General features: G+C 76.3%; 11 protein-coding genes. 2 read left to right on the plus strand and 9 right to left on the minus strand.

All coding sequences use genetic code 11. The features are described from left to right. Position 1 precedes the first annotated feature (1 nt). The 8 genes from Q2K19_RS30235 to Q2K19_RS30270 form a co-directional block, all read right to left on the minus strand. On the minus strand, positions 2 to 955 hold the full coding sequence (locus Q2K19_RS30235) for a TauD/TfdA family dioxygenase (protein ID WP_302765591.1): 954 nt from the start codon (positions 953 to 955) through the stop codon (positions 2 to 4). 27 nt (positions 956 to 982) lie between these two features. Continuing rightward, complete coding sequence (locus tag Q2K19_RS30240) at positions 983 to 6,448, minus strand: type I polyketide synthase (RefSeq protein ID WP_302765592.1); 5,466 nt, start codon at positions 6,446 to 6,448, stop codon at positions 983 to 985. Positions 6,449 to 6,503: 55 nt separating this feature from the next. Further along, positions 6,504 to 10,028, minus strand: a complete 3,525-nt coding sequence (locus tag Q2K19_RS30245) for an amino acid adenylation domain-containing protein (RefSeq protein ID WP_302765593.1) — start codon at positions 10,026 to 10,028, stop codon at positions 6,504 to 6,506. Next, a complete protein-coding gene (locus Q2K19_RS30250; RefSeq protein ID WP_302765596.1) occupies positions 10,025 to 12,334 on the minus strand; it encodes a lantibiotic dehydratase in 2,310 nt (769 codons plus the stop codon). The genes Q2K19_RS30245 and Q2K19_RS30250 overlap by 4 nt, the downstream gene beginning before the upstream one ends. Then, positions 12,331 to 15,423 carry a thioesterase domain-containing protein gene (locus Q2K19_RS30255; RefSeq protein WP_302765598.1) on the minus strand — a complete coding sequence of 1,031 codons (3,093 nt, stop codon included), beginning with the start codon at positions 15,421 to 15,423 and terminating at the stop codon, positions 12,331 to 12,333. The genes Q2K19_RS30250 and Q2K19_RS30255 overlap by 4 nt, the downstream gene beginning before the upstream one ends. Further along, the gene (locus tag Q2K19_RS30260) at positions 15,420 to 18,878 is read right to left on the minus strand and encodes an AMP-binding protein (RefSeq protein WP_302765599.1); all 3,459 of its coding nucleotides are present in this window, start codon (positions 18,876 to 18,878) and stop codon (positions 15,420 to 15,422) included. Before Q2K19_RS30260 ends, Q2K19_RS30255 begins: the two co-directional genes overlap by 4 nt. Positions 18,879 to 19,214: 336 nt before the next feature. Further along, the gene (locus tag Q2K19_RS30265; RefSeq protein ID WP_302765601.1) at positions 19,215 to 19,610 is read right to left on the minus strand and encodes a DUF2267 domain-containing protein; all 396 of its coding nucleotides are present in this window, start codon (positions 19,608 to 19,610) and stop codon (positions 19,215 to 19,217) included. A gap of 74 nt (positions 19,611 to 19,684) precedes the next feature. Next, on the minus strand, positions 19,685 to 20,947 hold the full coding sequence (locus Q2K19_RS30270) for an MFS transporter (protein ID WP_302765603.1): 1,263 nt from the start codon (positions 20,945 to 20,947) through the stop codon (positions 19,685 to 19,687). A gap of 99 nt (positions 20,948 to 21,046) precedes the next feature. On the opposite strand from Q2K19_RS30270, the gene Q2K19_RS30275 reads away from it, so the two are divergent. Next, entirely contained in the window at positions 21,047 to 22,360 is a 1,314-nt protein-coding gene (locus tag Q2K19_RS30275) for an aminotransferase-like domain-containing protein (RefSeq protein WP_302765604.1), read from the plus strand. A 6-nt stretch (positions 22,361 to 22,366) separates the two neighbouring features. On the opposite strand, the gene Q2K19_RS30280 is transcribed toward Q2K19_RS30275, so the two are convergent. Further along, positions 22,367 to 22,765 carry an NUDIX hydrolase gene (locus Q2K19_RS30280; protein WP_302765605.1) on the minus strand — a complete coding sequence of 133 codons (399 nt, stop codon included), beginning with the start codon at positions 22,763 to 22,765 and terminating at the stop codon, positions 22,367 to 22,369. A 60-nt stretch (positions 22,766 to 22,825) separates the two neighbouring features. Between Q2K19_RS30280 and Q2K19_RS30285 the strand changes: the two genes are divergently transcribed. After that, positions 22,826 to 24,970 carry a molybdopterin-containing oxidoreductase family protein gene (locus tag Q2K19_RS30285; RefSeq protein WP_302765606.1) on the plus strand — a complete coding sequence of 715 codons (2,145 nt, stop codon included), beginning with the start codon at positions 22,826 to 22,828 and terminating at the stop codon, positions 24,968 to 24,970. The last annotated feature ends 32 nt before the right edge of the window (positions 24,971 to 25,002 follow it).

The following is a 25,002-nucleotide window of genomic DNA, read 5'->3' on the forward strand; positions in this document are numbered from 1 at the left end:
CTCAGTTCGCTCCAGGGGTGTCGGGGGTGTACGGCTCGGCCATCGCGACGGCGATCTTGCGGGGACCGGTGAACGGCTCCCGCCCGTGCGCGGCGGTCATGTTGTCCACCACCAGCACGTCGTCGCGCTGGTAGTCGAAGCGGACGGTGGCGGCCCGGTAGGCGGCGCGCAGGTGGTCCATGACGTCGGCGGGGATCTCACCGCCGTCGCCGTAGTAGGTGTTCGACGGCAGCCCGTCGGCGCCGAACATCGCCAGCAGCCCCTCCTGGTAGTCCTCCGGCAGGGTGCTGAGGTGGAAGAAGGTGGCGTGGTTGAACCAGCGCGGGGCGTCCGAGCCGGGCCGGTGGTGCACCACGTCCCGGACCGCCCGGGTGCGCAGGCCGTCCTTGCCGATCCACTCCACGGTGATGCCGTTCGCCGTCGCGTACGCCTCGACCTCGGCCCGGTTCTCGGTGTTGAACACCTCCTGCCAGCGGGTGCCGAAGTCGCCGTGGAAGTTGCGCACCAGCATCCAGCGCCGCCGGACGAACTCCTCGCGCACCGCCGGGTCGATCTCGGTGTACACCCGGCGCACGTCGGCGAGCGGGGTGGCGCCCTGGGTCTCCGGCGCGGTGAGGCAGTAGAAGAAGAGGGTCAGCGGCCAGCGCGCCTGGTACGAGTTCTCGTTGTGCAGGAAGATCTCCTCGTCGGGCGGGTAGTCGGTCGAGGTGTAGACCCGGCCCTTGATGGAGTGCCGGGGCGAGGAGCGTTCCGTGTAGGTCAGCGGCTCGCCGCTCAGCGCGCGGACGGCCCGGTCGAAGCCGTCCACCCCGCCGACGTCGAAGCCGCGGAACAGCAGCCCGCCGTGTTCGACGAGGCTCGCGCGCAGCTCGGCGCGCCGGGCGTCGATCAGGTCGGTCAGCGCCCGGCCGTCGTTCTCGATGACCACCGGAAGGGTGGCGGTCGTCTCGCTCATGGTGCGGTCTCTCCTGTTCGCTCGGGGTCAGGCGCGGGGCAGCCGCGGGATGGCCGGGGCGGTCGCCGGCGCGGCCGGCTCGTCGGCGGGCCGGGTGGCGCGCAGCTCCTCGATCCGGGCGGCCAGCCCGGCGACCGTGGGGGTCTCGAAGAGGCTGCGCATCGGCAGCCGCACCCCGGTGGCCTTGCGCATCGCGGCGATGAGCTGCACCGCCACCAGCGAGTTGCCACCGAGGGAGAAGAAGTCGTCGTCCACCCCGACCTCGGTCACGCCGAGGCCGTCCCGCCAGACCTGGGCGATGGTCTTCTCCAGCTCCGTCGCGGGCGCGGCGGAACCACCGCCGGTGGCGGTCGGCGCCGAGACCGCCGGCTCAGCCTCCGCCTCGAGGCTCTCCGTGGTCACCCGGGCGGCCCGCCGGCGAATGTCGGCGACGGTACGGGTGGTGATGACCACCTGCGCGCCCAGCCCGGCGCCGAGGCTGCGGCGGAACGCCTCCGCCCCGTCCACCGGCCGGATGTCCTCGGTGACCGCCGGCACTGCCGGGGCCGCCTCGGCCGGGGTGTCGGTGAGGCCGCCGGTGACCGCGCCCTGGTCCACCCGGCGCAACACGAAGTCGCTGATCGCGACCAGCTCGCGGCCCGCCGCGTCGCGGAGGGACAGGTCGGCGGCGACCACCTCGTCGGTGGCGCTGTCCCGGTGCCGCAGGTGACTCAGGAAGCCGGCCGGCAGCGCGCCGCGCACCACGATCCGGCCGTACGAGAGCGGCAGGTAGGTGCCGGAGCCCTGGCCCCGGCCGAACGCGGTGGCCACGTCCAGCAGCGCCGGGTGCAGGCCCCAGGCGGGCAGGTCACCGAGCGCGGCGGCCGGCGCCTCGACCCGGGCCAGCTCCTCCCGCTCGCCGAGGTGGTGCTCGGCCAGCGCCGCCCAGCGCGGGCCGAAGGTGAGCATGCTGGTCCGGCCCCGGCCGAACGACGCGTCGTCGTCCACCCGCCGCCCGGCGACGGTGGGCGTACCCGCCGGCGGGGCCGGTTCCACCGTCCAGCCAGCGGCACCACGGACGTGGGTGCGGAGCTGGCCGACGGCGAGGCTGGCGACGGTGAAGTCGACGCCGTCGTCGGTGGGGGTCAGTTCGACCCGGTACTGGGCGACCGTGCCGTCCGGCACCGAGAACGGCTCCAGGAAGACCACGTCGCGCAGCTCCACCGCGGCGTCCGGGCCGGGGCTGGGCAGCGCCGCGACCACCGCGGCGCGGACCGACTCCAGGTGGGCGGTGCCGGGCACCACCGGCACCCCGCCGATCCGGTGCTCGTCGAGCAGCCAGTGGGTGCTCGCGGAGACCAGGCCGTGCAGCACGGTGCCGTCCGGGCCGGCCACCTTCGTGGTCAGCACCGGGTGGTCCACCGGGCTGGTGGCGGTGTCCCGGCCGGCGGCCCGGAACGCGGCCGGGGCGTTGGTCTCCACGGCCATGCCGACCTCGGCCCAGCCGCCCCAGTTCTGCGACACCACCGGCGCCCGGAAGCCGACGCCGGCCCGCGCGACCGCATCCAGGAAGTTGTTGGCCGCGCAGTAGTCCACCTGGCCGAAGCCACCGATCACCGCGGTGATCGAGGAGCAGAGGGCCACGAAGTCCAGCGGCAGGTCGCCGAAGACCTGGGCGAGGGCGAGGGTGCCGGCGAGCTTCGGCGCCAGCACCCGCTCCGCCTCGGCCCGGTCCTTGACCTCGGCCATGCCACCGCCCGGCAGGCCGGCCGCGTGCACGATGCCGTCCAGCCCGCCGAACCGGGCCTCCGCCGCCGCGCGCACCCGACGCAGGTCCGCGGGGTCGGTGACGTCGGCGGCGAGCACCAGCACCTCGGCGCCGGCCGCCTCCATCCGGCGGATCGCCGCGATGGCCCGACCGGCCCGGTCGGCGCCGCCGTGCACCGCCAGGTGCTCGTCCCAACGGTCCCGCTCGGGCAGGCCGGAGCGGGCCAGCAGCACCAGCTTGGCGCGAACCCGGCGGGCGAAGTCCTCGGCCAGGGTGACGCCGATGCCGCCGAGACCGCCGGTGATCAGGTAGCGGCCCTCCTCGCGCAGCACGCCCGGCTCGCTCTCGGCGTCCACGGTGACCTGCTCGTACCCGGCCACCCAGCGCCGGTCACGGCGCAGCGCCACCTCCGGGTGCTCCGGGTCGACCGGGCTGCCCAGCTCGGCCACCAGGGCGGCCACGCCGCGCGCGGCGGCGTCCGCGTCGACCAGCCGGACGGTGAGGCCGGGCAGCTCCACCGGCAGCACCCGGGCCAGGCCGGCGAGGGTGGCGTGCTCCGGCCGGACCAGGTCGTCGCCCCGGACGTCGCCGATCCCGGCGGTGACCAGATCGAGGGTGCGGCCGTGCTCGTCGGCGGTCAGGCCGGCGCCGGCGAGCGCCTGCACCAGGTGCAGCGCGCTGAAGAAGCCCCGGTCCTGGGCGGCCCAGGCGGCGGCGATGTCCGTCCCGGCCGGCTCCCCGTCGAGGGCGTAGGCGTGCACGATCCGGCCCGGCAGGTCGGCGCCGAGTGCGGCGACCAGCGTCTCGTGGTCCTCGCGTACCCCGGGGCGCAGCCGGAAGCCGGTGCCGGTGGCGGCGAAGGCGTCGCCGGCGCGTACCTCGACCGGGTCGGCCCCCGCGGCCCGCAGCCCCGCGACCAGCGCCTCGCCGCGCGGGCCGTCGACCAGCACCAGGCAGCGGCCCAGCGGCGCGGTGGTCCGCGCGGGCGCGGCCTGCCGCCACACCGGCACCGCGAACCACTCCGGCAGCGGCCGGGGCCCGGTCTCCACCGGGGCCGCCGCCATCTGCTGCTCCGGGTCCGGCTCCACCCAGTAGCGGCGACGCTCGAAGGGGTACGTGGGCAGCGGCACCCGCCGCGCGTCCGGGTCGACGGCCAGCCGCACCGGGACGCCCGCGCACCAGAGTGCACCGGCGCTGCCGAGCAGGGTGGCCAGGTCGCCGGTGGCCTCGCCCGGCCCGGGCAGGCTGCCCAGCGGGGCGAGCTTGCGCTGCGCCTCGGACGCCTTGGCGACCTGCATCCGGGCCAGGTTGGCCAGCTGCCTGCCGGGGCCGCACTCGACCAGCGCCCAGGTGCCCTCGGCGAGCAGGGTGGCCACGCAGGCGCCGAAGCGGACCGGCTGGCGCAGGTGCGCCGCCCAGTACGCCGGGTCGGTGGCCTGCGCCTCGGTGATCCAGGTACCGGTCACGTTGGACAGGAACGGCACCGCCGGCGCCCGCAGCGGCACGGTGGCCATCAGCGCGGTGAACTCGTCGAGGATCGGCGCCATCATCGGCGAGTGGAACGCGTGCGAGGTGCGCAGCTTCTTGCACTTGCCCTTGAGGGTGGCGGCGAACTCCTCGATCAGGGCGGTCTCGCCGGCCACCACGCAGGTGCCGGGGCCGTTCACGGTGGCCACGGCGAGCCCCTCGGGCAGCCGGTCGGCGACCACCGACTCGTCCAGCGACACGGCGAGCATCGAACCGGCGGGCAGGGAGTGCATGAGCCGGCCCCGGGCGGCGACCACCCGCAGCGCGTCCGGCAGGGTGAGCACGCCGGCCACGGTGGCGGCGACGTACTCGCCGATGGAATGGCCGATCATCGCGGCCGGGGTCACCCCGGCCCGCCGCCACGCGGTGGCGAGGGCGTACTCGACGGTGAACAGGGCGGGCTGGGTGTAGCGGGTCTCGGTGAGCTTCTCCCCCGCCTCCGGGTCGCGGCCCAGGACCAGGTCGCGGATGTCCAGCCCCAGCTCGGGCCGGAGCAGCTCGGCGCACTCGTCCACGGTGGCCGCGAAGGCCTCGTCCTCGGCGTAGAGCTGGGCGCCCATGCCCGCGTACTGGGAGCCCTGCCCGGAGAAGAGGAGACAGATCGCCGGCGCCGGCCCGTCGGTCAGGCCGCGATGTCCGCGCCGCGGATCGCGGAGCAGGGCGGCCGCCGTCGGCAGGTCGGTGGCGACCACGGCGGCCCGGTGCGGGTACTCCTGGCGGCCGGTCCGCAGGGTCTGCGCGACGTCGGCGAGCAGGTCCGGGCCGCCCGCGGTGGCCGTCTCCAGGTGGTCGGCGAGCCGCCGCACGGCGGCGTCGAGCGCGGTGGGGGTCTTCGCCGACACCTGGAGCAGGTGCGCCGGGCGGAGCCGCCGCTCGGTCCGGTACGCCGGCGGCGCCGCCTCCAGCACCACGTGCGCGTTGGTGCCGCCGATGCCGAACGAGCTGACCCCGGCCCGGCGCGGCGCCCCGTCGGTGTCCCACTTGGTCAGCGTGTTCGCCACGTAGAACGGGGTGTCGGCGAAGTCGATCGCCGGGTTCGGCGTCTCGTAGTTGATGGTCGGCGGGATCAGGCCGTGCTCCATGGCGAGCACCGCCTTGATCACGCTGACGATGCCGGAGGGCTGGCTGAGGTGGCCGATGTTGGACTTCACCGAACCGATGCCGCACCAGCCCCGGTCGTCGGTGTCCTTCGTGTACACGGCGGCGAGTGCGGAGATCTCGATCGGGTCGCCCAGCGCGGTGCCGGTGCCGTGCGCCTCGACGTAGCTGATGGTGCGCGGGTCGATGCCGGCCATGCCGACCGCCTGGGCGACCGCCTCCATCTGGCCGTCCATGCTGGGGGCGGTGAAGCCGACCTTGCCGGCCCCGTCGTTGTTGATCGCGTTGCCGAGCACCACCGCGCGGATGGCGTCGCCGTCGGCGATGGCGTCGGAGAGGCGCTTGAGCAGGGTCACCCCGGCGCCGCTGCCCCACACCGTGCCGTTGGCGGCGGCGTCGAACGGGCGGCATCGGCCGTCCGGCGAGGTGAAGCCGTCCATCCCGAGGTAGCCGACGTGCGGCAGCTCCACGTTGACGCCGCCGGCGAGGGCCATGTCGCACTCGCCGTTGCGCAGCGCCTCGCAGGCCAGGTGGAACGCGACCAGCGAGGTGGAGCAGGCGGTGTGCACGGTCATGCTCGGGCCGCGCAGGTCCAGCCGGTACGACACGTTGGTCGCGACGTAGTTCGGCGAGTTGCCGGTGGCGATGGAGACCGCGCTGTGCGGGTTGCCGCCGACCCGCTTGTTGCGCATGACGTACTTGTGCAGGTAGGTGTTGCCGCCGGTGCCCGCGTACACGCCGATGGCGCCGTCGTAGCGGGCGGGGTCGTAGCCGGCGTCCTGCAGCGCGGTGTAGCAGCTCTCGAGGAAGAGCCGGTGCTGCGGGTCGGTGATCTCGGCCTCTCGGGCGGTCATCCCGAACAGGCCGGCGTCGAACTCGTCGTAGCCGTCGACCAGCGGGGCCCGGTTCACCCAGCCCGGGTCGTCGACCTCCTCGGCCGTGGCGCCCCGGGCGAGCTGTTCCTCGCGGGTCAGCTCGGTGACCGACTCGACGCCGTCGACGAGGTTGCGCCAGAACTCGCCGGCGTCGGCGGCGCCGGGCAGGCGGGCGGCGAGCCCGACGATGGCGATCGGCTCGATGCCGTCCTCGGTGGGGTGCGCGGTGGGCGTGTCGTTCTGCATCGGGGTCGTCCTTAGTCGCGTGGTGCCGCTTGTGGCGGCGGGGAGGGAGCCGGCGTCACGGTTGGTTCGGTCGTCGGGGCGGGGTACGGCGGGCCCGGCTGCGCCGGGCGGCGGCGCGCAGCGCGGCGCGGGCCAGTTCCGGCCGCTCGGCGGTGCCGTCCAGGCTGGCGGCGAGGGCCCGCACGGTCGGGTGGCGGAACAGGTCGAGCATGGTGATCGAGCGGCCGGTGGCCTCGGTGAGCCGGGCGTGCACCGCGGCGAGGGCCATCGAGTGGCCGCCGATGTCGAAGAAGTTGTCGGCGACCCCGACCCGGTCCTTGCCGAGCACCTCCCGCCAGATGCCGGCGATCAGCTCCTCGGTGTCGGTCAGCGCGTCCGGGCCGGCCGGCAGCGTCACCGCCCGGTTCGGTTCGGCCACGACCGTCATCGCGCCGAGCTGCGGCACCCGTACGGCGGGGCGGGGCAGGCCGGTGGCCACCTCGGCGGTCTTCGCGTCGGGCGCCTCGGCCAGCGCGCCGACCAGCGCGACGAGGTCCGCCAGCAGCCCGTCGATCCGGTCGGCGTCGAAGAGGTCCGGGTTGTAGACGAGCTCGACGCCGAGCCGGCCGGCCCGCTCGACGACGTAGACGGTGATGTCGAAGGGCGAGCCCGGCCGGGGCACCGGCACCGGCTCGCCGGTCAGCCCGGTGAGCGCCAGCCGGGGCTGGACGAAGTTCAGCACGTTGAACAGCACCTGCACGAGCGGGGCGCGGGAGGTGTCGCGGCCCACGCCGAGCGCCTCGACGACCCGTTCGAGGGGGGCGCCGGGGTGCTCGCTCACCTCGTGCAGCTCGGCGGCGCAACGGTCGACCAGGTCGGCGAAGCTGGCCTCGCCGGTGCGGACCCGGACCGGCACGGTGTCGATGAAGAAGCCGACCACGTCGTCGAAGGCGGCCAGCCGCCGGTCGGCCATCACCGCGCCGAGCACGTGGTCGTCGCCGCCGGTCACCCGGCTGAGCAGCTCACCGAAGCCGGCCAGCAGGACCGCGGCCACGGTGGTGCGGTGCCGGCGGGCCAGCCGCCGGACGGCCTGGTCGGCCGCCTCGGTCAGGGCGGCGCGGGCCTCCGCCCCGGTGTACGTCTGCACCGCCGGCCGGGGCCGGTCCCGGGGCAGGTCCAGCACGGTCGGCGCGGCGTGCAGGTGCGCCGTCCACCAGTCCAGGTCCGCCGGGCCCCGCCGCCGGTCACGCTCGGCCCGCCAGACCGCGTAGTCGGCGTACCGGGCGGCCGGCTCGGGCAGCCGCGCCGGTTCGCCGACCACGGCCCGCTCGTACGCGGCGGCGAGGTCCGCGGCGAAGACCGCCTCGGACCAGCCGTCGAAGACCGCGTGGTGCAGGGTGACGGCCAGCACGTGCTCGTCCGGCCCGAGCCGGTAGACGGTCACCTGCCAGGGCGGGCCGGTGGCCAGGTCGAAGGCGTGCGCGGCACCGGCGGCCAGCATCGCGGTCAGCTCGGTCTCGGCGTCGGCGCGCCCGGTCAGGTCCACCACCGGGACCGCCACGTCGGTGGGCTCCTCACAGACCGCGTACGGCATGCCGGCGGTCTGCGGGATGCGCCAGCGCAGCACGTCGTGCCGCTCGGCCACGGCCCGCAGCGCGGCGCCGAGGGCAGCGGTGTCCAGGTCGCCGCGGAGCCGGTGCGCCAACGCGATGTTGTAGGGGGCGCTGGACCGGGCGATCTGGTCGACGAACCAGAGCCGCCGCTGCGGCGGGGAGAGGGTCGGCGGGTTCCCGGTGGTCAACTCCCGCTCGGGGAGGCGTTCCGCCCGGCGCGTCCGGTCCACCAGGTCGGCGAAGGTGCGGGCGGCGAAGACGTCCGCCACCTCCACCCGCCGGCCCAGCGCGTCGCGGATCGCGGCGACCAGCCGCATCGCCGCGATCGAGTCGCCGCCGTCGGCGAGGAAGTCGCTCTCCGGGCGGGCGGCCACCCCGACCATCCGCCGCCAGATCCGGGCCAGCGGCCCCCGTACCGGGTCGTCGTCGCCGTCGCCGGTCGGGTCGGCGGCGGCGGACGGCGCGGCCAGGGCACGCAGCGCGGCCCGGTCGAGCTTTCCGGTCACCGCGCCGACCGGCAGCCGGTCCAGGCGGACCACCCGGCTCGGCCGCATGGCGGGGGTGAGCCGGTCCTGCAGGTATTCGCGGAGCTGTTCCTGGTCGGGTGCGCCGGCCGGGGTGAGGAAGGCGACCAGCTCGATGCGCTCCGGGCCCGGCACCGCCTCGACCACCGCGGCGTCCACCTCGGGGTGCTCCCGCAGCACCGCCTCGACCTCGCCGGGTTCGATCCGCTGCCCGTGGATCTTGACCTGCCGGTCGGCGCGTCCGAGGTAGACCAGCGTGTGGTCGGGATGCTGGCGGACCAGGTCGCCGGTGCGGTAGAGCCGCTCCCCGGGCAGGCCGGAGAACGGGTCCGGCACGAACCGCTCGGCGGTGAGGCCGGGCCGGTTGAGATACCCGGTGGCCAGGCCGGGGCCGCCGATCAGCAGCTCACCCACCGCGCCGGGCTCGACCAGCCGCAGCTCGGCGTCGACCACGTAGGCCCGGTGGTTGGGCACCGGGCGTCCGATGGACACCGGATCCGTCAGCGGCCCGGTCAGCTCGGCGGCGACCGCCGTCACGGTCGTCTCGGTCGGTCCGTAGGTGTCGACGAACCGCCGGTCCCGGGACCACCGCCGGGCCAGGTCGGCCGGGACCGCCTCCCCGCCGCACATCACCAGCCGCCAGCCGGGCAGGTCGGCGGGGTCGAGCAGCGCCAGCACCGGGACGGTGAGGTGTCCCCAGTTGACCTCGTGCGCGGCGACGAACCGCCGGATCCGGTCCGGGTCGGCCCGGTCCGCCTCGCCGATGAGCTGCACCGCGCCGCCGACCACCAGCGGCACGAAGAGTCCGATGACGACCGCGTCGAAGCCGAGCGACGCGTAGCAGAGCGCCCGGACGCCCTGGTCGGCGTCGGTGTCGGCGGCGCAGCCGAGGACGAACTGCACCAGGTTGCGGTGGGTGGTGAGCACGCCCTTGGGCCGACCCGTGGAGCCGGAGGTGAACAGCACGTACGCGGTGTTGTCCGGGATCGCGGGGCAGGGCGGCGGGCCGGCGGGGGCCACCGGCTGCTGCGCGGTGGCCGCCGGCGCGAGGGTCCGGATGCCGGGCAGCGCGCCGAACTCCGCCTCGGCCAGGTCACCGACCACCAGGCGCACACCCGCGTCGGCCACGATGTCCCGCAGCCGGTGGCCCGGGCCGCCCGCGTCCAGCGGCACGTAGCAGCCGCCCGCCAGCAGCACGCCGAGCACGGTGACCACCAGCTCCGGCCGGCGGGACGCGCAGACCCCGACCCGGGTCTCCGGTCCCACGCCCTGCTCGCGCAGGACCGCCGCCAGCCGGGCGGCCCGCTCGACCAGCTGCCGGTAGCTGAGCGCGTCGTCCCACTGGCGCACGGCGACCGCGTCCGGGGTACGGGCGGCCTGGTCCAGGATCAGCTCGACCAGCGTCACGTCCGGGTACGGCAGTGGCACCCCGTGCAGGGCGGAGGTGGGCGGACTCGTGGTCACCGGGACTCCTCTTCGGTACGGAAGGCGGCGGGGTCGGTGACCTGCAGCCGGATCTCGCTCACGTAGCCCGCGCCGTGGGCGTCGGTCACCCACGCCTCGTCCGGGCCGGGCAGCAGCTCGCCGACCACCAGGGAGACGTCCGGGCCGGACCGGGCGGCGGCGTCGACCATGGCGCAGAGCGACTGCGCGTAGAGCGGGCCGGTCAGGTCGACGTAGCAGGGCTTGACCTCGGTGCCGATCTTGACGAACACCCGCTCGGGCAGGCCGTGCCGGGCCCGGAAGCGGCGGACGGCCAGGAACCGGTCGGACTCGGTGGCGTGGCCGGCCAGGCCGGACTCGCCGACGGTGGTCCGCCAGGTGCGGCGGGCCACGACGAGCCGGTCGATCGTGATGCGCGGGGTCACCGCAGCCGGGGCCACCAGCTTGAAGCTGTCCAGCAGCACCGAGCCGAGCAGGTTGGCGAAGACCTCCACCAGCGGCCAGCGGGACCCGTCGGGCAGCACCGCGGTCAACTCGCCCGCGGCGGACTCGACGCGTACGCCGGTCGCCGGGACCAGCCGGTCGAGGTCGGCGCCGCGGGCGGTGTCGATGCCGAGCTGGCGGTCCCGCGGGCCGGCGAAGAACCAGGTGGTCCGGGTCGCCTGCCGGGGGAAGTCGGCCGGGTAGAGCAGCCGGATCCGGGCCGGACCGAGGTCGGCGTCGATCCCGGCGCGCAGCTGCGCCGGGTCCGGGTGGAACGGGCTGAGCACCGCGCTGTCGAACGGCACGGTGGCCGGATGCAGCTCGCCGAGGACGAGCAGGAACTCCCCCCGGTTGAGCGCATCGACGCTGTGCGCGCTGATCTGCACGTCCGGGCTGTGGATCCGGGCGGAGGGCCAGCCGGGCCGGTCGGCCGGGAAGAGGGCCCGGACCCGCTCGGCCAGGTCGGCGCTGTCCAGCCGCACCTCGGTGCGCTCCGGCGGCACGTCGGACAGCCCGAACAGCTCGGCCCAGCGGGCGGTGAAGGTGGCGCCGGCCGCGGCGACCGGGCCGTCGGGGGCCACCAGCAGCCCCTGCGCCAGCGACCAGATGTCGGCCAGCCGCACCGGTCCGTCGGCGGCGAGCTCGGCGTACAGCTCGGCGAGGATGCGTTCGCAGCCGGCGCCGATCTCCGCGGTCAGCCACCGGGCGGCCTGGAGCACCACCGCGAGCGGGGCGGCCAGCGCGTCGAGGACCGCCGTCCCGAGGGTGAAGTCGAGGTCCCGCCCGGTCTCCTCGTAGACGATGGTGCGTCCGGTGTACATCTGCCCGCCGTGCCGCGTCGCCGCCCGGCCGGTGACGGCGGTGAACTCGGCGTTCAGCGCGGCGAGCGCCGCCCTGAGCCGGTCCGGGTCCCCGGCGGCCGCGGCCACCTCGTCCCGGGCCGCGCGGAGCCGGTCGAAGTCGGCGGTCACCCGGGCCCGCACCGCCGGGTCGCCGATCGCGGCGATCCGCTGGTCGAGCACCCGCTGGGCGCGCGGATTGTTCGGCAGGCCGGCGTCCCACGTCAGCTGGCCCCGCTCGACCAGCCGGTCCAGCAGCAGAAAGCCGTCGCCGGCGGTCCGCACGCCGCCGTCGGCGCGGACCCGCTCCACCAGTTCGACCGCCGGCGTCCGGCCGTCGCAGCCGGCGAGCGTCCGAGCCTCCACCGGGGACAGCTCGATCGGCGGGTGCAGCGGCCGGCGCAGCTGCCGTCCCTCGACGGTCAGGTGGGGCGGCAGCGCCGGGGCCCACCACCGGCGGACCGCCAGGTCGTCGGCGAGCCGGTCGGCGTACGCCAGCAGCGCCCACGCCTCGAAGCACACCTCCCGGCGGGCGACCAGGCCGGGCCCCGGGGCCAGCCGGGTGTCGGGCTCGGCGGGGTCGACGGCGCCCCAGCAGACCGGGCCGAAGAAGCCGATGGTCTCCGCCTTGCCGCAGTAGCGCTGCCAGTACCGCAGCACCGCGATCTCCCGCTTGCGGCGGGGCTTGTTGCGCACCGCCGGGTCGGTGCGCAGCAGGCCGTCGAGCGCCACCAGCATGTCCGGGTTCTGCCAGGTGACCGCCTCGCGCACCAGCGGGTCGGCGGCGATCTCCCCGGCCACCGCGGAGGACTCGGCGAACGCCTCACGCAGCGCCTTGTCGAGCAGCTCCGGGCTGCTCTCGCCAGCGAGCAGGGCGTCGGCGACGGCGGCCGCCTCGGGCGCGGCGAACCGGTCGAGCCCGGCGGCCGGGAAGCCGGCGGTACGCAGCACCAGGTCCCGCCACACCGACCAGCCGGTGTCGCCGAGCGGCAGCAAATGGCTCATCGGGCCGCCTCCCGGTGCTCGTCCACGATCTGCAGGCGCAGCTCGCTGAAGTACCGCCGGCCCTCGCCGTCGGGCACCCACGCCTGGTCCGGGGTGGGCAGCATCTCGCTGACCACCAGCGACACGCCGTCCCCGCCGTCGATCCGGGCGGCCCGGACCATCGCGCAGAACATGTTCGCGAAGGCGGGGCTGCCCAGGTCGACGAAGCAGGGCTTGGTCTCGGTGCCGAGCTTGATGTAGACCTGCTCCGGCAGGGCGAGCCGGCGCCGCCAGTCCCGGACCGCGAGGAAGCGCTCCCGCTCCCCGGTGACCGTGGCCAGGCCGCTCTCCCCCACCGTCGTTCGCCAGGTCTGCCGGGCCACCACCAGGTTGTCCAGGGTGATCCGCGGCGTGTACGGCGCGGCGGCGACCAGCTTGAAGCCGTCCACCGCGTGCGCGCTGAGCAGCTCGGCGAAGACCTCGGTGAGCGGCCAGCGCTGGCCGTCCGGGGCGGTGGCGACCAGCCGGCCGTCGGCGTCGCTGACGGTGAGGTCCACGGTGGGCAGCACCCGTTCCGGCTCCCCGCCCGGCGCCGGCTGGAACGCCAGGTGCCGGTCGGTCGGGCCGGTCAGCGACTCGGCGGTGCGGCTGGTCCGGCGGGGCCACTCGGAGGGGAACAGCAGCCGGATCCGCCGCTCGCCGAGGTCGGCGGCGAGCGCCGCGCGCAGCCGCTCGACGTCCGGGTGCGACGGGGTGAAGACCGCGCAGTCGAACGACGACCAGGCGGCGTGCAGCTCGCCGAGGACCACGGTGTACTCGCCGCGGCGCAGCGCGTCCACATCGGTCGCGCAGATCTGCAGGTCGGGGCTGTGCATCAGGGCGTTGGACCAGTCCGGGCGGGTGCCGGGGAAGACCTCGTCGATCCGGGCGGCGAGGTCGGCGACCCGCAGCCGGACCTCGGTGGTGCCCGCGGGGAGCGAGTCCAGCCCGAACAGGCCCGCCCAGCGCGCCGCGAACTCGGCGGACACCGCGTCGACCGGCCGCTCGCCGGCGCCCCAGAACAGGCCCTGCACCAGGAACCAGAGGTCGGAGAGGGCCACCTGCCCGTCCCCGGCCTCGGCGCGCAGCTCCTCGTAGAGCCCGCGGAACACCTCCCCGTACGCCTCGGCGAGCGCCTCGACCATCCACCGGGCGGCGCGCAGCAGCACGTCGAGCGGGGCGGCCAGGTCGGCGAGCAGCGGCGCGCCGAAGACCACGTCGAGGTCGCGGCTGGTGTCCTCGTAGCAGACGGTCCGGCCGGCGTACATCTGGCCGTCCCGGCGCCGGGGCGCCGCCCCGGTCAGCTCGGTGAAGGTGGTGTTGAGCGCGTCGAGGGCCGTGCGCAGCCGGTCGGGGTCGCCGGCGGTCGCGGCGACCGCGTCCCGCGCGGCGCGCAGCCGGTCCCACCCGGCCCGCGCCGCCGCCCGCACCGGCTCGTCACCGATCGCCTCGATGCGGGCGGTGAGCACCGGTTCCGCCTCGGGGCTGACGGGCAGCGCGGCGTCCCAGGTGATCAGCTCCCGGGCCGCCAGCCGGTCCAGCAGGGTGTAGCCGTCCTCGGGGCGGCGCAACCCGACCGCCGGGTCGGTCACCAGCTCGTGCGCGGGGCGGCGGCCGTCGACGGCGCCGAGCAGCGCCGCCTCCACCGGGGACAGGGCCACCGGCGGCCGGCCGGGCCGCAGCACGGCGCGGTCCCGCAGGCTCAGGTGGGAGCAGAGCATCGGCGGCCACCAGCGGCGCACGGCCAGGTCCGCGCCGAGCGTGTCGGCGTACGCGGTGAGCGCCCACGACTCGAACCAGACCCAGCGGCGGCGGGTCAGGCCGGGCCCCTGGCTGATCCGGGCGACCTCCGGCAGGTCCGGGTCCACCGTCACCCAGCAGCCGGGGCCGAAGAAGCCGACCGTCTCGTTCTTGCCGGTGTAGCGCTGCCAGTACTTCAGCAGGGCCCGCTCCCGGTCCCGGCGCCGGACGTTGCGGGCCGCCTCGCCACCGCCGCGGACCAGGCCGTCCAGCGCGACCAGGGCACCGCCGTTCTGCCACGTGACGGCCTCGCGCAGCAGCGGCTGGCCGGCCAGCTCGCTGAGCTGGTGGGCGCCCGCGCGGACCGCCTCGTCGAACTCCTTGTCGAACCGGTCCGCGCCGGAGCCGGCGGCGAGCAGCTCGTCGGCCGCGGCGGCGGCGCGCGGGGCGTGGAACAGGGTCAGCCCGTCGGCCGGGAACCCGGTGCCGCGCAGGATCGCGTCCCGCCACACCGACCAGCCGGTGTCGCCGAGGGGCACCCGGTGCGCGCCCGCCGGGGCGACGCCGGCGGCCGGCGGCGCGGCGTCGGGCCGGGCGGCGGCGAGCGCCTCGGTGAGGTCGGCGCGGATCGCGGCGAGCAGCTCGGGGAGCTGGTCGTGCAGGAAGAAGTGCCCGCCGGCGATCTCCCGCAGGGTGAAGCCGGCGGCGGTGTGCTCGGCCCAGGCCGCGCTGTGCGCGGGAGTCACCGCCCGGTCCCGGGCGCCGCTGAAGGCGACGATCGGCACCGGCAGCGGCTCGCCGGGCACGTACCGGTAGCTGTCGACCCGGCCGAAGTCGGCCCGCAGCAGGGGCAGCAGCAGCTCCACCAACTCGGGGTGGTCCAGCAGCTCGGCGGGGAGGCCGCCGCCCTCGCCGAGACGGCGCAGCAGCTCCTCGTCGCCCACCTGGGACAGCCCGTCGAAGAGGCTGGGCGCGGTGACGTGCGGGGCGCGGGCGCCGCCGACATACAGGCGCAGCGGCAGCGGTCCGCCGGTGCGGCGCAGCTCGCGGACCACCTCGAAGCCGACCCGGCCGCCCATCGAGTGGCCGTAGACGGCGTACGGGCGATCGGCCCGGGACGCGATGGCGGCGGCCACCTCGGCGATCTCGAAGCGTGGATCCTCGCTGATCCGGTTCTCCCGGCCGGGCAGCTGCACCGGCAGCACCTCGACGTCCGGGCCGATCCCCTCCTGCCAGCGCCGGAACGCGCTCGCGCCGGCTCCGGCGTAGGGCAGGCAGAACAACCTCACCGGCGCCTGGGGTCGGCTTCCGGCGGAGACGAACCAGTTCAACGCGGGCCTTTCGGGACGGGGTCGATCCAGTACCGCTGGCGCTGGAACGGATAGGTGGGCAGTCCGGTGCGGCGGACCGTGCCCTCGGGGTGCAGGGCATTCCAGTCGACGTCCCGCCCGGCCACCCAGTCGGCGGCCAGTTCGCGGAGCCCGCCACCGTCCCCGGCGATCCGGGCTTCGGTGTCGAGCAGCACGTCCAGCGCGGCGAGCGCGCCGGGCAGGTCGGTGGCGACCACGGCGGCCCGGTGGGCGAACGCCCGCCGGCCCAGCGCCAGGGTGGCGGCCACCTCGGGCAGCGCCGGGGCGGCGCCGGTCAGGTGGGCCCGCAGCCGGGTCAACGCGGCCCGCAGCGCCGCCGGGGTACGCGCGGAGACCGGCAGCAGCCACGGCCCGGCACCCGGGTCGTCACCCGGTTCGGCCGGCGGGGGCTGCTCCACCACCACGTGCGCGTTGGTGCCGCCGAGCCCGAAGGCGCTCACCCCGGCCACCCGGCGCGGCCCCTCCGGCCAGTCCCGCGCCTTGGTGGGCACGTAGAACGGGCCGGCGGTCAGGTCGATCTCCGGGTGCGGGCGGGTGAAGTGCAGGTTCGGCGGGATCACGCCGTGCCGCACGGCGAGCACCGCCTTGATCAGCCCGGCGATGCCGGCGGCGGTGTCGAGGTGGCCGATGTTCGTCTTCACCGAGCCGAGCGCGCAGGACTCGGCCGGGGCGGACCCGGCGTACACCTCGTGCAGCGCGGCCACCTCGATGGCGTCACCGAGCGGCGTGCCGCTGCCATGGCCCTCGATGAGGCGGACCTCGCCGGGGGCGACCTCGGCGGTGGCCAGGGCGTTGGCCACCGCGGCGGCCTGACCGGCCGGGCCGGGTACGGCGAAGCCGGCCCGGTCCGGGCCGTCGTTGGTGACCGCCCAGCCGGGCAGGACGGCGTAGATCCGGTCCCCGTCGGCCTGGGCGTCGGCGAGCCGGCGCAGCGCCACCACGCCGACTCCGGAGCCGAATCCGGCCCCGTTGGCGCCCTCGTCGAAGGCGCGGCAGCGGCCGTCCGGGGAGGCCATCCCGCCGGGGGTGTGCCGGTGCCGGGGCCAGGTGACGGTGACGCCGCCGGCGAGGGCCAGGTCGCACTGGTAGTCGGCGAGGCTCTGCGCGGCGAGGCAGACCGCGACCAGCGAGCTGGAGCAGGCGCTCTGCACCGCCAGGGCCGGCCCGGTCAGCCCCAGCCGGTACGCGACCTGCCCGGGCAGGTGGTCGGTGAGCTGCCGGCCGATCAGCCGGGCCTCCCAGTCGTCCGGGTCCACCTCGCCGACCACGGCCGGGTTGTCGAGGAGGTGGAACAGGAAGTACCGGTTGGCGGAGGTGGCCGAGTAGACGCCGACCAGGCCGGGGAACCGGGTGGGATCGTGGCCGGCGTCCTCCAGGGCCTCCCAGGCGGTCTCCAGGAAGAGCCGGTGCTGGGGGTCGGTCCGGGCGGCCTCGTCGGCGCCGAAGGAGAAGAACTCGGCGTCGAAGTCGGCCACCCCGTCGAGTCGACCGCCGGCCCGCACGTGGCGGGGGTCGGCTCGCAGCCCCGGCCCGATGCCGAGTTCGGCCAGTTCGGCGTCCGGGTAGTCGTGGATCGAGTCGACGCCGGTGCAGAGGTTCCACCAGTAGGTGGCCACGTCGGGCGCGCCGGGGAAGCGGCCGGCGAGGCCGACCACGGCGATCTCGTCGCCGGTGTACTCCCGGGCGGCGGTGGCCGGCGCGGCCGGCGCGGGCAGCACCGGCGCGCGGACCGCCTCGGGCGGGGCGTCGAGCAGCGCCGCCTGGGCGGCCACCGTGGGGTGGTCGAAGAGGCGCAGCAGGGGCAGCCGCACTCCGAAGTGGTCGGCCAGCCGCTGCTGGACCTGGCCCAGCAGCAGGGACTGGCCGCCTGAGTCGAAGAAGCCGGCGGTGCGGCCGACGGCCTCCCGGCCGAGCACCGCGCACCAGATGTCGTGCACGATCCGCTCGGTCCGGGTGGCCGGGGCCTCGCCCGCCGGCACCTCGCGCGCCGGGTCGGGCAGCGCCCGCTCGTCCACCTTGCCGGTCACGGTGAGCGGGAACTCGTCGAGCACCACCACCGCGCGGGGCAGCGCGTAGTCGGGCAGGGCCGCGGCGAGGGCGGCCCGCAGCGACGCACCGTCCGGCCGGATCCCGACGGCCGGACGGGCGTACGCCAGCAGCTCGCCGTCGCGGGCGACGGCCCGGACCCCGGCCACGCCGGGCTGGGCGGCGAGCACCGCCTCGATCTCGGTCAGCTCGACCCGGTGCCCGCGCACCTTGACCTGGCGGTCGAGTCGGCCGAGGCAGACCAGGTCCCCGCCGGGCAGTCGCCGCCCGAGGTCGCCGGTGCGGTACGCCCGGACCCCGGCGGCGTCCACGGTGAACCGGTCGCTGTTCTGGTTGAGGTAGCCGGGCGCGAGGTGCGGGCTGCGCACCACGATCTCGCCGGTGCCCGGGGCCAGGTCCACCTGGTAGCCCGGGAACGCGGAGCCGATCGGCAGCGGGCCGGTGGCGGCCGGGTCCACGGTGGCCAGGGGCAGCGCGTACCGGGCGGCGAACGTCATCTCGGTGGCGCCGTAGCCGTTGACCAGCTCGCAGTCCGGGGCGAACCGGTCCCGGCCGCGGGCCGCGTCGGCGTAGGTGGCCTGCTCGCCGCCGAGCAGGACCACCCGGACGGCGTCAAGCCGCCGCTCGCCGAGGGCGTCCAGCAGGAACCGGTAGACGGTGGGCGTGCAGTGCAGCACCGTCACCCGGTGCCGGTCGAGCTGCTCGACGGCGTACGCGAGCCCCTGCCGGCGCAGGTCGACCGGGACCACCGCGGCGCCGGTGAGCAGCGCCGGGTAGAGGTCGGGGATGGCGGCGTCGAAGCTGAACGAGGCGAGCAGGCTGAGCCGGTCGCCCGGGCCGACGGCCAGCGCGCCGATCTGGTTGTCGACGACGTGCGCGAGGTTGCGGTGGGTCTGCCCGACCGCCTTGGGCACCCCGGTGGAGCCGGAGGTGAACAGCACGTACGCGAGCGCGTCCGGGTCGATCGGGACCGGCCGCAGCGGCGCGGGCGGCACGTCGTCCAGCGCCACCACGGTGCGGTCGCCGGCCAGCTCGCGGGCCAGTTCGCGGTGCGCGGCGGCGCAGCCGACGAGGTCGACCTCGGCGGCGGCGAGCAGGTGGCGCAGCCGGTCGACCGGGAATCCCGGGTCGAGCGGCACGTACGCGCAGCCGGCGGCGAGGGCGCCGAGCAGCGCCGCGACGGTCGGGGTGCCGTGCGGGGTGAGCAGGGCGATCCGGTGGCCGGGTCGGGCGCCGGCGGCGACGAGCGCGGCGGCGTGCCCCCCGGCCGCGCCGGCCAGCTCGGCGTAGCTGACCTCGTGAGTCTCGCCGAGTAGCGCCGGACGATCACCCTGACGTGCCGCGACCTCACCGAAGCGATTGATGATCATCGGTTGTGCCATGTCAGGGAGCTGGTGTCTCTCCACAACCGACAGGCGCGCAGCAATCGACGAATGTGATCATGATCCCCCCCAGGACTTCACATTGGAAGCAGAATAAAGCTCAATCTCTCGATGGGAAGGGCATCGATCGCGGTCAGCCCGAACAGAGGACGACCCCCTGGAACCTCGGACGGAGGATTTCGTCCGATCATCCCTCTAGCGCGAAAACGATTTTCAGCGTAAGCGCATACCGGGCAGTAATTTTACGGTGAAAATACTTCCGCGCCGTGAAATCTTCCGTCCGGTGGCGCCTCTGCCGCAGCTCAGCCCGGCCGGAGAGGGTGCTCAGCGATCGTACGGTGGCCGGGGAATCGGATCCACCATCGCGTCGAACCCCTTCGGCAACTGCGCCACCAGATCCTGGAACTCGTCGACGGTGACCGTCTCCCGCAGCGTGTCGAGCACCGCGCGGGTGCCGACCTCGGCGACCGCCGGGTCCACCGCCGCCCGGTCGGCGACCCGGTGCAGGAAGGTGACGACTCCCCCGGTCGTCGCGCCCTCGGCCGGGGCGGTCAGGTAACCGCTCAGGTCGTCGGGCAGCTGCGCGGCCAGGTCGGCCGACTCGCCGCCGCTCACCCGCTCGGCCAGGGTCTGCAGCACGGCGCGGGAGATCGTGGCGGCCAGCTCCGTGGGCAGCTCGGCGCGGCCGGCCACCGCCTCGACGAATCGGGGAAACCGCACGCCCGCCTCCTGTCCTCGCCGGCCGCCGCGGACCGCAGGCGGGCATACCCGCGGCCGGCGGCGGCAAACGGCGGTCACCGCCCGGCGGGCACCGCGGGCTCGGCCGGTGCGGGCAGGTCCTGCGGGGTCGGGAAGTCCCGGGTACGCCAGACCGGCGAGCAGCGGGTGACCAGCGCCGCCGCGGCCATCCCCAGCGCGGCCAGCGCCAGGTAGGCCGGAGCCCCCGCCAGCGCGGTGAGCGCCCCGCCGAGGGCGGCCCCGAGCGGCATCGCGCCCCAGATGACGAACCGGCTGGTGGCGGTCATCCGGGACAGCATCGCCGGGGGTGTGGCGGCCTGCCGGAGGCTGACCGCGTTGACGTTGTAGAGCCCGCTGGCGAACGCGTTCACGGCCAGACCGGCGGCGACGCCGAGCGGGTGCGGCACGAGCACCAGCGCGGCGCCGGCCTGGAGCACGGCCGCCGCGGTGACCGCCCGCCCGACGCCGAGCCGGGCGCGGGCCCGCCCGGCCACCGCCGCGCCGAGCAGGTAGCCGACGTTGGCGGCGGCGACCAGCAGGCCGACCGTGGCGGCCGGCAGGTGCAGCCCGCGGACCGCGTACACCAGCAGCATGGCCAGGAAGCCGGCGTGCCAGACGTTGGTCAGCCCGGAGCAGAGGGTGAGGGCCCGGACCACCGGGTCGCGGAACACGAAGCGGATCCCGCCGACGGCGTCCCGCCACATCCCGCCGGCGCCCGGCGCCGAGGAGCGCGCCAGCCGGGGCGTACCGGCGAGGAAGAGGGCCGAGACCACGAAGCTGGCCACGTCGACCAGCAGCGCGACCGGCGCGCCGAGCGCCCCGACCAGCACGCCGGCCAGGCCGGGACCGGCGGTCTGGCCGACCGCCCGGGTCGCCTCCAGCCGGGCATTGGCGTCGGCGAGCCGGCCGGCCGGCACCACCGCCGGCACCGCGGCGAAGTACGCCACGTCGAACAGGACGGTGGCGCAGCCGGTGAGCAGCGCCACCGTCACCAGCTGGGTGAGGCTCAGCAGCCCGGCCGCCCAGGCGAGGGGCACGCTGGCCAGCAGCAGGGCGCGGGCCACGTCGGCGGCGACGAGCACCGCGCGGCGGGGCAGCCGGTCCACGATCGCCCCGGCGGGAATGCCGAGCAGCAGGTAGGGCAGGGTGGTCGCGGCGGTCAGCGCGGCCACCCCGGTCGACCCGGCGCCGAGCACGGTCAGCGCGGCGAGGGGCAGCGCCACGGTGGTGACGTGGGTGCCGAGGGTGCTGACGGCGTCGGAGAGCCAGAGCCGGCGGAAGGTGGCGTGCCGCCAGAGGGCGGCGGTGGTGACGGTCATGGGGGCAGCCTGCGGCGCGCATCCCGGGAGCCACGTGGACCGAATTGTCACGGTGACAATCCGGCGGCGACCGGGCCGCGCGGCGGCTACATTGTCACGGTGACAATCTGGGAGCCGGTGGGCCTGTCCGGGGCCGGACCCCGCTACCTGGCCCTCGCCGACGCGATCGGCACGGACATCGCGGCCGGCCGACTCTCCCCCGGCGACCGGCTGCCGCCGCAGCGCGAGCTGGCCCGGCGGCTCGGCGTCACGATCGCCACCGTGGGCCGCGCCTACCAGGTGGCCGCCCGGCGCGGCCTGCTCAGCGGCGAGGTCGGTCGGGGCACCTTCGTGGCCGCCGCGCCCACCCCGCCGACCGCCGGTGCGGCGCCCGCGCTCGACGTGGCCGCCGTGCACCCGCCCGGGCACGGCCCGGTGCACCGGGCCGTCGCGCCGATCCTGCACCGGATCGCCGCCGACCCCCTCGCGGTCGGCGCGGAGGACGCCGACGCGGTGCGGCACCGGATCGCCGGCGCCCGCTGGATGGCCCACGCCGGTTGGCGGCCCGACCCGGACACGGTCGAGGTGACCGCCGGCGGGCAGCACGGCCTCGCCGCCGCGCTGGCCGCCGTCGCCCAGCCCCGGCAGGTGGTGGTCACCACCGAGCTGACCAACCCCGGGCTGCTCGCCGCCGCCCGGCTGCTCCGCGTCGAGCTGGCCACCGTGCCCAGCGACGCGGCCGGGGCCCGCCCCGACGCGATCGACCGGCTCTGCGCGCGCCGCCGGGTCGCCGCGCTGCACCTGCATCCCACCCTGCACAACCCGACCGGGGTGACCATGCCGGCCGCGCGCCGCCGGGAGATCGCCGCCGTCGCCGCCGCCCACGACCTCGTGGTGATCGAGGAGGACCCGTTCGGCGCGCTGCTGCCCGACCGACCGCCGCCCGTGGCCGCGTGGCATCCCCGCACCGTGCACCTGACCGGCATCACCAAGACCCTCGCCCCCGGCCTGCGGATCGGCTACCGGTACGCCCCGGCGGCCCTCGCCGACCCGCTGCGCGCCGCCGCCCGCGCGCTCGCCTGGGCACCCGCGCCGCTGATCGCCGAGGTTGCCACCCAGCTCGTGCTGAGCGGGACCGCACACCGGCTCGCCGCCGCCCGGGCCGCCGAGCTGGCCGGCCGGGCCGCGCTCGCCCGGGACCTGCTCGGCGACCGGGTCACCGCCCCCGGGCCGGCGCCCTTCGCCTGGGTACGCCTGGACACCGACGCCGAGGCGGCCACCGCGCTCGCCCGCCGCCGGGGCGTCGCGGTCGCCGGGGTGGACGAGTTCGCCGCCCGGCGCGGCGCCCCGCCCGGGCTGAGGGTCAGCCTCAGCGCCGACGAGGAGACGGTACGCACCGCCCTGCGCGCCCTGGCCCGGCTGCTGCCGCGCTGAGCGTACTCAGCGCAGCGCGCCGGTGGACCGCAGGTGGTCGAAGATGAGCTGGTCCACCGGGGAGATCCGGAGCCGGTCGGCGTAGCCGAGCCAGGCCAGCTCCTCGATCTCGCTCGCCGGCCGCAGCGTGCCCCGGTAGTCCGCGGCGTAGCAGGTCATCCGCACCAGCGTCCCGGCGGCGTGCCCGTGGGCCTGGGCGCTGAACGTGCCGACGGACACGACCGACTCCGGCACGATCGCCACGCCCAGCTCCTCGGTGATCTCCCGGGCCAGGGTCTGCAGGTCGGTCTCGCCCGCCTCCCGCTTGCCGCCCGGCAGGTACCAGGCATCCTTCCCCCGGGAGCGGGTGCTCAGCACTCGACCGTCCTCGATCCGGATCCAGGCCACCTTGTCGATCTCGCGCACGGCGCTCCCCTGCCTCGACTGCGGCACCACGCTATCGGACCCGGTCGGTAGGCTCGCCGCATGGCCCGCACCACCCATCCCGGCGCCTGCCCGCTCGACTGCCCGGACACCTGCGTCTGGCAGCTCACCGTGGAGCACGGCCGGGCCGTCGCGCTGCGCGGCGACCGCGACCACCCGTTCACCCGGGGCGCGCTCTGCGGCAAGGTCAACCGCTACCTCGACGCGGTCAACGGGCCCGACCGGCTGACCACGCCGTACGTGCGGACCGGGCCGAAGGGCGTCGGGCGGGTCGCCTACCGGCCGGCGAGCTGGGCCGAGGCGATCGACCGGGTGGCCGCCGGGCTGCGCGCCAGCATCGAGCGGGACGGCCCCGAGTCGATCCTCCCCTACTACTTCGCCGGCACGATGGGCCACGTGCAGGGCTGGACGATGGGCCCGCGGCTCTTCGCCCACCTGGGCGCCTCCCGGCTGGACACCACCATCTGCACCGGAGCGGCGCGGGCGGCGCTGAACTCGATCTACGGCGCCTCGGTCGGCTTCGAGCCGGAGTCGATCGTCGACGCGAAGCTGATCGTGCTCTGGGGCGCCAACCCGCTCGCCACCAACCTGCACCTGTGGCCGTTCATCCAGCGGGCCCGGGAGCGGGGTGCCTGTCTGGTCACCGTCGACCCGCTGCGCACCGAGAGCGCGGCGCGCAGCGACGAGCACGTCGCCCCGCTGCCCGGCACCGACGCGGCCCTGGCGCTGGGGCTGATGCGGCACGTCCTCGACGCCGGCGCGGCCGACGAGCAGTGGCTGGCCGCGCACACCGTCGGCTGGCCGGAGCTGGCCGCCCGGCTCGGCCAGTGGCCGGTGGCGCGGGCCGCCGCCGAGTGCGGCCTCCCCGTCGAGGTGGTACGACGGCTCGGCGAACGCATCGCCACCACCCGGCCCACCGCGATCCGCGTCGGGCTCGGCCTGCAACGGCACCACGGCGCCGGGCAGGCGATCCGGGCCATCTGCGCGCTGCCCCTGGTCACCGGCGACTTCCGGCACCCGGGTGGGGGCGCCCTGGTGTCGACCAGCGGGCACCACCCGATCGACGAGGGGCCCGTGGTCCGGCCGCCGGACATGCCGGCCCCCCGGGCGCGGTCGGTGAACATGAGCCGGCTCGCCGCCGTGCTCACCGGGGAGGCCGATCCGCCGGTGACCTCGCTGGTGGTGTTCAACGCCAACCCGGCGGCCACCGCCCCCGACCAGAACCGGCTGCTCACCGGGCTACGCCGCGCCGACCTGTGCACCGTGGTGCTGGAGCAGCGCTGGACCGACACCTGCGACTACGCCGACGTGGTGCTGCCGGCCACCATGCAGCCCGAGCACCTCGACCTGCTGACCTCCTACGGGCACCACTACACGACGCTGAACCTGCCGGCCATCGAGGCACCGGGCGAGGCACTGCCGAACACCGAGATCTTCCGGCGGATCGCTGCCGCGCTGGGCCTCGACCACCCCCGGCTGCGGGACAGCGACGAGGACCTGGCCCGGCAACTGCTGCGCGGCGCCCCGGTCAGCTTCGAGGAGCTGCGCGAGCGGACGTACGCCCGGACCACCGGGGTGGCCGTCGGCACCGCCCCGTACGCGGCGGGCGGCTTCCCCACGCCGGACGGCCGGGCGCGGCTGCACGACCCGGCGCTGGCCCGGCTCGGGGTGGATCCCCTCCCCGGCTACACCCCGCCGGTGGAGGCCGCCGATCCGGAACTGGCCCGCCGGTTCCCGCTGGTGCTCGTCGCGCCGGCCGGGAAGTTCCTGATGAATTCCACCTTCGCCTCGCTGCCCTGGCACGCCCGGCGGACCGGGCCGCCCCGGGTGCACCTGCACCCCGACGACGCGGCGGCGCGCGGCCTCACCGACGGGGACGCGGTGCGGGTGCGCAACGACCGGGGCGCGTTCCTGGCCGGGGTCGCGGTGGACGACGCGACCCGGCCGGGGCTGGCGTTCACCTACAAGGCGTACTGGGCGCGGCTGAGCCCGGGACGGGCCACGGTCAACGCGGTCACCGCGGTCCGCGACACCGACCTGGGCGGGGCGCCGACGTTCCACGACTGCCGGGTCGAGGTGGAGCCGGTGCCCGCCGAGCTGCTGATCCCCGAGCCGCCCGCCGACGCGGCCGCCGCGCCGCAGCCCGCCGGGCCGGCCCGCGAGGTGGCGCCCGCCCCGGCGGGCTGAGGCCGCCGCCGGCCCGCTCGTGCCGGGCGAGG

It is taken from the genome of Micromonospora sp. NBRC 110009 (assembly GCF_030518795.1).
In the GTDB taxonomy this organism is placed as follows: Bacteria; Actinomycetota; Actinomycetes; order Mycobacteriales; family Micromonosporaceae; genus Micromonospora.